The sequence below is a fragment of the Streptomyces purpurogeneiscleroticus genome (assembly GCF_020024005.1).
GTDB lineage: Bacteria > Actinomycetota > Actinomycetes > Streptomycetales > Streptomycetaceae > Streptomyces > Streptomyces purpurogeneiscleroticus.
Genome location: NZ_NHSG01000487.1, coordinates 1 through 8,902, shown reverse-complemented (window position 1 = coordinate 8,902; position 8,902 = coordinate 1). Strand labels below are relative to the sequence as shown.

The following is an 8,902-nucleotide window of genomic DNA, read 5'->3' as shown; positions in this document are numbered from 1 at the left end:
GGCCGTGGGTGTAGACATGGCCGCGCTCGGCCGGCAGCAGCCCCGCCACCGCCTTGAGCAGCGTCGACTTCCCCGACCCATTGGTGCCGATCAAACCGATCGACTCGCCCCGGTAGGCGGTGAAGGAGACGCCCTTGACCGCGTGCACCTCCCGCACGCCCGTGGAGGGCTTGCGGCGGATGATCCGGTTCAGCGCCGCGGTGGCACTGCCCCGGCCCGCGCCCGAGCCGTAGACCCGGTACACGATGTGCAGATCGTCGGCGATGACGGTGGGGATGCGTTCCTCGGCGGCGGCGGTCGCTTCGACCGCGGGCTGTTCGAGTTCGGTGTTCTGCTGCTCAGCCACGGCCGTACCGCTCCTCCGCCTTCCAGAAGTACACAAAGCCCACCGCGCCCATCACGACCGCCCAGCCCAGCGCACAGGCCCACACGTGCGGGGGCAGCTGCGCGGCGGTGAACGAGTCGATCAGTGCGAAGCGGATCAGGTCGATGTAGACCGCGGCCGGGTTGATGTCCAGCAGGAAGTGCACGAAGCCGGGGATGTTCTTGCCCGCGGTCACCACGCTGATGCTGTACATGACGCCGGAGGCGTACATCCAGGTGCGCAGGATGAACGGCATCAGCTGCGCCAGGTCGGGGGTCTTGCTGCCGAGCCGCGCCATGATCATCGCGAGGCCGGTGTTGCAGACGAACTGCACGCACAGCGCCGGGATCGCCAGCAGCCAGGACCAGCCCGGGACCTGCCCGAACGCCAGCAGGATCACCACGAGCACGCCCATGGAGAACATCAGCTGCTTCAGCTGCATCAGGCAGAAGGAGATCGGCAGGCAGGCGCGCGGGAAGTGCAGCGCCCGCACCAGGCCGAGATTGCCCGAGATCGCCCGGGTCCCCGCCAGCACCGAGCTCTGCGTGAAGGTGAAGATGAAGACGCCGGTGACCAGGAACGGGATGTAGTCGGGCACACCCCGGTGGGTCCCCAGCAGCAGGCCGAAGATCAAGTAGTAGACCAGCGCGTTCAGCAGCGGCGTGGCCACCTGCCACAGCTGGCCCAGCTTGGCCTGGCTGTACTGGGCGGTCAGCTTGGCGCTGGAGAAGGCGGAGATGAAGTGGCGCCGCCGCCACAGCTGCCGGACGTACTCCGGGAGCGAAGGGCGGCGGCCGCTGACCGTGAGGCCGTACTTCTCGGCGAGGGCGCGCGGGCCGGGGTCCGGCGGGGCGGCGGGGGCCGGACGCGTGAGGGTCTGAGACATCAGTCCGCTTTCGTGCGTGGACGCGGGCGCGGCGGGGCCGGCGGCGCCCGCGAGGCTGAGAAACTCACGACGAGACGGCTCCGTATCGTCGCAACCCGAGAGTAGGGTGCCGGGACGTCGAAACGCAACCGTTGCGTCGCGACGCTATGCTCCCTTGCATGGCAAAGGACCCAGCACCGTCGGAAGCGGTCTCCCCGACGACGGCGGAACGGCCTGCGCCGCCGGGCCGGGCCGCGCCGTCGCCCCGCCGGGCGCCGGCCGGCGCCGCCGTGCTGCGCGAGGAGAAGACCGCCGCGATCCGCGCCGCGGTCTTCGCGGAGCTGGCGGCGGTCGGGTTCGGGCGGATGTCGATCGAGGGCATCGCGCGCCGGGCGGGGGTCGGCAAGACCGCGGTGTACCGCCGCTGGCGGTCCAAGCTGCATCTGGTGCTCGATGTGGTCACGGCGCTCGCCGCGGAGGGGATGCCGGTGCCGGACACGGGGTCGCTGCGCGGCGACGTGCGGATGCTGCTGGAGGTCGCGGCGCGGGCTCTGCGCCACCCGATGGCGGCGCAGATCATTCCGGATCTGCTGGCGGAGGCTGCGCGCAGTCCGGAGATCGCCGAGGCGCTGCGGAGTGCGTTGCACGACAGTCAGGAGTCCATGACGCGCACGATGGTCGCGCGCGCCGTGGAGCGGGGCGAGCTGCCGCCGGACGTTGATGTCCGGCTGGCGCTCGACCTGATCACCGGGCCGCTGTACTGGCGGGTGGTGGTGCTCCGCGGGGGCCTTCCGAAGGGGTACCTCGATGAGCTCGCGGGGGCCGTGACGACGGCGCTCGGTGCGCGGGGCGCGTAGCGCCGTTTCGTCAGGGGCGCGGTTTTCGACTGCGGGCCGCCTGTGGCTGGTCGCGCAGTTCCCCGCGCCCCTTACGGGGCGCGGTCAGCCCGCCAGGTCCATGTCCTCCGCGGCGGGCTCGTCGGAGGCGTCGGGGGCCTTCGCGCTCGCCTGCAGCGGTACGGCCACCGGCGTGCTGGCGGCCGCCGCCACCGGCGTCGGCGCCACCGTGCGTTCCCCGAGCGGTACGACCTCCGGTGTGGCCTCCTGGTTCAGGAACACGCGGCGGACGACGCGTTCCGCCGCGTGGCCGTCGTCCCACTGGCAGAAGCGGGCGCGGAAGGCGGCGCGGCGGGCCGCGGCCTCCTCGCCGTCCCAGGAGCCGTCGCGGAAGGCGGCGATCAGCTCGTCCTCCGTGGTGGCCACGATGCCCGGGGTGTCGCCCGGTTCGCCGGAGAGCAGGTCGAAGGTGACGCCGCGGGACTTCACGTACACGTCCCAGTCGTCGGCGTACGTGATGATCGGCCGGTCCAGGTTGGCGTAGTCGAACATGATCGACGAGTAGTCCGTGATCAGCGCGTCCGCGGCCAGGCACAGCTCCTCGACCGACGGATGGCGCGAAACGTCGATCAGCGCGCCCTGCTCCTGGAGCTCGGCCAGCCGGGGGTTCTCGCCGTAGAAGTAGTGCGTGCGGACCAGCAGTACGACGTCGGGGCCCAGCTCGCGGGTGACGCGCTCCAGGTCCATCCGGGGCACGTAGCCGGTCTGGTAGTCGCGGACGGTGGGCGCGTACAGGACGGCGGTGCGGCCGGGGGCGATGCCCAGGCGCGCGCGGATGTCCAGGATGTCGGCCGCGGTGGCGCGGTAGTACACGTCGTTGCGCGGATAGCCGGTGTCCAGCGATTGGAAGGCGCAGGGGTAGACCCGCTCCCACTGCTCGGTGGTGTGCTGGTTGGACGAGACGCTGAAGTCCCAGCGGTCGGCGCGCTGGAGCAGCTTGCGCATGCTCATGCCCTTGGCGGCGGCCGGGTACTGCTGCTGGTCGATGCCCATCCGCTTGAGCGGGGTGCCGTGGTGGGTCTGGAGGTGGATCTGCCCGGGGCGCTTGACGATCGCGTCGGCGAAGTTGACGTTGTTGATCAGGTACGTGGCGCGGGCCATCACTTCCCAGTAGCGCGGGGAGTTCACGATGACGTGGTCGGCGCCCTCGGGGAGGGTGTCCTCCATGCCCTTCCTGATCACCCAGACGCCGTGCACCCGCGGCGCCAGCTCCTTGGCCTTCTCGTAGATCGCCAGCGGATTGCAGGCGGGGGTGCGGTTCCAGTACGCGGCGTAGACGGCGAGGTGCGGGTCGAGGGGGCGGCGCAGCTGGAGCTGGTAGAGGCGCGCGTACGCCTGCTTGCCGAGGGTGTGCTTGACCTTCTTCAGCCGCCCGGCCGCCTTCTTGCGGCCTCGTGCGGCCAGCTTCAGCGCGCTGTAGGCGGGGAACGAGCCGCGCGCGAGCGCGTCGTACTGGACGCCCATCACGCCCTTGGGCCGGACGAAGTCCGCGGGCAGGTAGCGGCGGTAGTGCTGGGCGGCGCGGCGGAAGAACTCGGCGCGGGCCGCGGCGGGCACGCGGTCGGGGCGGGCCAGGATGAAGAGATAGTGGTCGATCATGTGCTCGAAGAGGAAGGCGCGCCAGCGGTGCAGCCCCGGCCGCTCCTCGATGAACGCGAACAGCCGCTCGTACTGGTCGAAGGCGGCGAAGTGCTCCCGGCTGGGGGTGCGCAGCGCGTTGCCCTGGCGGCGCTGCCGGTAGTGCACGCAGACCCGGTCCAGCAGCGCGATGCGCTCGGCGCTGAACAGCGATTCGTAGACGACGACCGCGTCCTCGTAGAAGCCGTCGGGGAAGCTGAAACCGCCGGCGAGGTAGAAGTCGCGGCGGTACGCCTTGTTCCACACGACGGTGAACAGGCGCAGCAGTTCGGGGCGGTCGTCGATGGTGCCGACCTCGGGGCCGGGCGCGGCGAGCACCTCGGCGTCGCGGTTGCGCTTGGCCTCGCCCCACCAGAAGGTGCGCGCGTAGTCGTAGACCAGGACGTCGGGGTCCTGGGTCTCCGCCAGCCGGCCGGCTATGGACTCCAGCGCGTCGGGCAGCAGGGTGTCGTCGCTGTCGAGGAAGAGGAGGTAGTCGCCGCGGGCGTGCGCCACGCCCTCGTTGCGGGCGTTGCCGATGCCCTTGTTCTCGGCGAGGTGCAGCGGGATCACGCGCGGATCCCGGGCCGCGTACTCGTCCAGGATCGCCCCGGAGCCGTCGGGCGAGCGGTCGTCCACCGCGACGACCTCGAAGTCGCCGTACGTCTGCGCCAGGACCGAGTCCAGGCAGGCGCGGAGGTAGCCCTGCACCTTGAAGACGGGCACGACGATGCTGAAGCGCGGCACAGCGGTGGAGCTGGGCATTGCGGTAACTACTCCTCGTATCGGACCGGGCACAGATAGCGGAATTGCCCGGAATGAGAGGGCTGTCCGCTACCTGTGAGACGGGCGTGACGAGGAGATGGTTGTCCGGCAGTGTGAGAAAAGTACGGACTTTGTTCAGCCGCGACGGGCTTCGGGGTGCTGCAGCAGCCAGCCGGCCCAGGCCGAAGCGATCATGTCGCGCACGTCGTGCCGGGCCTTCCAGCCCAGCTCGGCCGCGATCCGGCCGGCGGCCGCGACCACCCGCGCCGGGTCGCCGGGCCGCCGCGCCGTGACCTCCGCCGCCCGGTCCCCGTACCCGGTGATCTCCGTGATGAGGTCGACCATCTCGCGGACGGACACGCCCTCGCCGCGCCCGATGTTGAGCGTCAGGTCGCGGACCGGGCCGCGCTCGCCGAGCTTGCGCGCGGCAGCGAGGTGCGCGTCGGCCAGGTCCTCGACGTGGATGTAGTCCCGGATGCAGGTGCCGTCCGGGGTGTCGTAGTCGGCGCCGAAGATCCGTGGCGCCGCGCCCTCGGTGAGCTTCTCGAAGACCATCGGGACGATGTTGAAGACGCCGGTGTCCGCGAGCTCCGGGGCGGCGGCGCCCGCGACGTTGAAGTAGCGCAGGCAGGCGGTGGAGATGCCGTGCGCCCGGCCCGCCGCCCGGGTCAGCCACTCGCCCGCCAGCTTCGTCTCGCCGTACGGGCTCATCGGCACGCAGGGCGTGTCCTCGGTGACCAGCCCGCCCTCGGTGGAGGGCATCCCGTAGACCGCGGCGGAGGAGGAGAAGACGAAGCGGCCGACGCCGCCCGCCGCCACCGCCTCCAGCAGCGTCCGCAGCCCCTGCACGTTCTCCCGGTAGTACAGCAGCGGCAGCTCCACCGACTCGGCGACCTGCTTCTTCGCCGCCAGGTGCACCACTCCGGTGACCTCGTGCTCGCTGATCGTGCGGTCCAGCAGCCCGCGGTCCAGCGTCGACCCGACGACGAGCGGCACGTCCTCGGGCACCCGCTCCGCCACGCCCGTGGACAGGTTGTCCAGGACCACCGCACGCTCGCCCGCGCCCGTCATCGCGCGCACCACATGCGCGCCGATGTAGCCCGCACCACCAGTGATCAGCCAGGTCATCTCGATCCTCGCTCCTTCTGCTCGCTCAGCCGCGCTCGTACGGCGACGGTACGGGGAAGTACGCGCCGAGGAAGGCCCGCACCACCCGGTCCTGCTCGGCGGCCGGCACCTCGGCGTCGGCGGAGTCCCCGATGCAGAAGACGCTGTGGCTGCGGGTGGCGAGCAGGCGACTGAGGACAGTGTGGTGGTCGTAGCGGCCGGCGTTCGCGAAGGAGCAGGAAATGGTCGCTGGCGTCGACTTCCCGGTCAGATATCCGTAGTAGTGGTGCAGGGACGAAGCGATGGACAGATCGGTACGGGCCCGGAAGCGGCTCCCCGCCGTCGCCGCCACCTCCTCGGGGAAGCGGTCGGCCAGCTCCGCGAGGACGCTGCGCCGCAGCGGGTGCGGGGCGTGCAGGAAGCCGTGCGTGGCGACCCGGCCGAACTCCCGCTTCAGCAGTGCCCGGTTGTTCTTGGCGGCGGCGAAGTAGCCCTCGTCGTCCGGGGTGACCTCGCCGGGCGGTACGGCGGTGGGCGAGCGGAAGAAGTGCGCGGTGCCGTTGCTGTGGAAGAACGCCGAGGGCGGCACCGGGCGGCCGAAGAACACATCGTCGTTGATGTACAGGAACTGCTCGGACAGGCCCTCGATGCGGTGCAGCTGGCTCTCGATGGCGTGCGAGTTGAAGGTCGGCAGCAGGGACGGGTCGGCGAACAGCTCCCGGTGGTCGACCACCTTCAGGCCCGGGTGCGCGGTGTCCAGCCAGGCGGGCACCTGGTCGTCGGTGACGAGGTGGACGGTGCGGACCCAGGGCGCGTACATCGCCAGCGAGCGGAGCGAGTGGCGCAGTTCGTCGCGGCTGCGGAAGCGCGCGTCGCTGCTGTCCACGCCGTCCGTGGCGAAGCCGGCCGCCCGCAGGGCCGCGTCCCGCCGCTCCCGCCAGGCCGGATCGGCGTCGTCGACCCACGTGTAGACGACGTCGACGGGAAAGTCGATGTCCCACATCAGGGTGTCGGTGAAGGCGGCGAGCGTGGGGTGGTCCCGGTCGGCGACCCGCCACTTGGCGGTCGGCTCCAGGCTGGGCAGCCGCGGCCCGAGGAGGGTCGTGCCGCGCGGGGCCTCCCGCCAGCCGTCCTCCTCGTCCGCGGCCCAGAACTCCACCGTGCAGCCGAATCCGGGGCCGTACCGCAGCGTGCGGCTCTCGCTGGTCACCGGCTTGAAGACGCGCACCCCCGCGACCTCGCCGGCCTCCCGCAGCCGCTCGGCCAGCAGCGCGCCCGGCGCGTGGCCGCGCGGCGAGATCAGCTCGCCGTACACCGGCTCGCCGGCCAGCTCCTCGGCGAGCGCGGCCAGCGCCCGCTCCCGGTCCTCCACGGCCACCGCGACCCGGTGCGCGAGCGCGTCGTCGCGCAGCAGGACGTAGCCGATGCCGTGTGCCGTGAGCGCGTCGGTGGCCAGCCCCAGGTTGCGGTCGGCGACCTGCGGCGCCGTGAGGTCGTCGCGCAGCTCGGCGAGGCGCCCGGCGGACCGCACCAGCCGGCCCGACCGGTCCTGGGCCTTGAGCAGTACTTCGCGGGCCTTCTGCGCGTCGGCGGAGGCGGCGAGGGGGCCGCCGTGCGGGGCCGCCACGCTGAACGCCCGGCCGCCGCCGGCCGCGATGCGCAGCGCGGTGCGGTCGGCGCGGGCCGCGAGCCGGTCGGGGCCGTCGCGGCGGGCCACCAGCTTTTCGAACAGCCGCTCCCACTCGGCGGTGACGCGCTCGCCGGAGAAGCGCTCGTACACGCCGGCGCGCGCGGCGTTCCCGTACGCCCGCAGCCGCTCCTGATCACCCATCAGTTCACCGAGCGCCGCCGCCAGCGCGTCGACATCGGCGGGCGGCACGAGCAGGCCGTCCACGCCGTGCCGGACGATCTCGGCGGGGCCGGTGACGATGTCGTACGCGATCGCCGGCACCCCCGCCGCGAACGCCTCGACCAGCACCAGCCCGAACGCCTCGTTGCGCGACGGCAGCAGGCACAGGCTCGCCTTCGCCCACTCCGCCGCCATGTCCGGCGTCCGGCCGAGCAGTTCCACCCGGTCGTGCAGGGCGAGGCCGTCGATGAGCTGGCGCAGCCGTACCGCCTGCGGCCCGTCACCGAAAATCCGCAGCCGCCAGTCCGGGTGGTCCTCCGCGGCCTGCGCGAAGGCCCGTACGGCGTGGTCGAGCTGCTTCTCGGGCGTCAGCCGGGCGGCGACCACGACGAGCCGGCCCGTCAGGTCGGAGCGGGGGCGGTAGCCGTCGGGCAGCGCGTTGGGAATGGTGGCGAGCTTGGGCGCCGCCGGGCCGAGGGACTCGCGGAACCACTCCTCGGTGCGCTCGGTCAGCGAGACCAGCGCGTCGATCCGCGGCGCGTACATCAGCAGCGGCTCGCCGCTGACCCCGCGGAGCTGGGAGGCGCGGTGCTCCTGGTGCACGGTGATCACCCGGCCCTGCACGAGCTCCGCGGCCGCCGCCATGAGCGCGGGCGTCGTCGTGACCAGGACGTCGGTGTCCAGCGCCGCGATGGCGGCGCCCAGCTCGATGTCCGAGAGCCGGTTGAAGGTGTGCTCCCAGGCCGGCTTGATCAGCTCACTGGGGAGGGCGGCCAGCGTGCGGCAGGCCGCCTCGTCCAGAGCGCTGGCCCGCACCGGCCGCTCGTACGGCCCGGTCCGGTCGACCAGGTAGCGGCGCCGGACGTCCCGGGCGGCGGGGAAGAACGGCTCGGCGTGGGTGCGGAAGACGCTCAGCACCTCGACGTCGTGGCGCGCCGCGAGGTGGGCCGCCTGGGTGTACGCGGCCATTTCCGTGCCGCCCATCTCGTCGCCGAGGGTGAGCAGGAACGTGATCCTCATGGCCGGTCCTCCGAGGTCTCGTGGGCGCGGGCGGGGGGCGCGTACGCGGCGCAGCTGACGGCGAGGGTCCCGGCGGCGGAGAAGTGGGCGTGCACCCGCAGCAGCCGGCCGTCCGCGAGCGCTATGGAGCGGTAGGGCGTACGGAAGACCTGCTTCGGACGGCGTACGTCGGTCAGCCGGCGGCCGACCTTCAGCCGGGTCCGCCCGGACCGCAGCCGCACCTCCCAGGTGTGCTGGACGTGTCCGTCGGCGGCCATCGCGGGCAGCGGCAGGTCGGCCGTGAGGTGGCCCGCGCGCTGCTCCAGCGGCATCGGCAGCACGGCTCCGCCGGCGCCCTGCCGGACCGCCTCGGCCGTCCAGACGGCGTGCCGGGGCAGCGGGCCGACCAGCCGGACCTGCACGGTGACGCGGTCCCAGCG

6 protein-coding genes and 1 pseudogene are annotated in these 8,902 nt (G+C 72.5%); 1 reads left to right on the top strand and 6 read right to left on the bottom strand.

The window, feature by feature from the left end:
* Nucleotides 1-346, bottom strand: a 346-nt coding sequence (locus CCS38_RS34875) for an ATP-binding cassette domain-containing protein (protein WP_223737631.1), incomplete at its 3' end; no start/stop codon positions are given.
* Entirely contained in the window at nucleotides 339-1,250 is a 912-nt protein-coding gene (locus CCS38_RS34870) for an ABC transporter permease (protein ID WP_223737630.1), read from the bottom strand. The genes CCS38_RS34870 and CCS38_RS34875, both read right to left, overlap by 8 nt.
* Before the next feature lie 158 nt (nucleotides 1,251-1,408).
* On the opposite strand from CCS38_RS34870, the gene CCS38_RS34865 reads away from it, so the two are divergent.
* Nucleotides 1,409-2,086: a TetR/AcrR family transcriptional regulator gene (locus CCS38_RS34865; protein ID WP_223737629.1), complete on the top strand. Its 678-nt coding sequence runs from the start codon at nucleotides 1,409-1,411 to the stop codon at nucleotides 2,084-2,086.
* Nucleotides 2,087-2,170: 84 nt separating this feature from the next.
* Here the strand turns inward: CCS38_RS34865 and CCS38_RS34860 are convergent, their stop codons facing one another.
* The 4 genes and pseudogenes from CCS38_RS34860 to CCS38_RS34845 form a co-directional block, all read right to left on the bottom strand.
* A complete protein-coding gene (locus CCS38_RS34860; protein WP_223737628.1) occupies nucleotides 2,171-4,507 on the bottom strand; it encodes a bifunctional glycosyltransferase/CDP-glycerol:glycerophosphate glycerophosphotransferase in 2,337 nt (778 codons plus the stop codon).
* 135 nt (nucleotides 4,508-4,642) lie between these two features.
* Nucleotides 4,643-5,635, bottom strand: coding sequence for a UDP-glucose 4-epimerase GalE (galE, locus tag CCS38_RS34855; protein ID WP_223737627.1), 993 nt, complete (start codon nucleotides 5,633-5,635; stop codon nucleotides 4,643-4,645).
* 25 nt (nucleotides 5,636-5,660) lie between these two features.
* A complete protein-coding gene (locus tag CCS38_RS34850) occupies nucleotides 5,661-8,483 on the bottom strand; it encodes a stealth family protein (protein ID WP_223737626.1) in 2,823 nt (940 codons plus the stop codon).
* A pseudogene (locus CCS38_RS34845) lies at nucleotides 8,480-8,902 on the bottom strand (hypothetical protein); the annotation flags it as partial. The pseudogene CCS38_RS34845 and the gene CCS38_RS34850, both read right to left, overlap by 4 nt.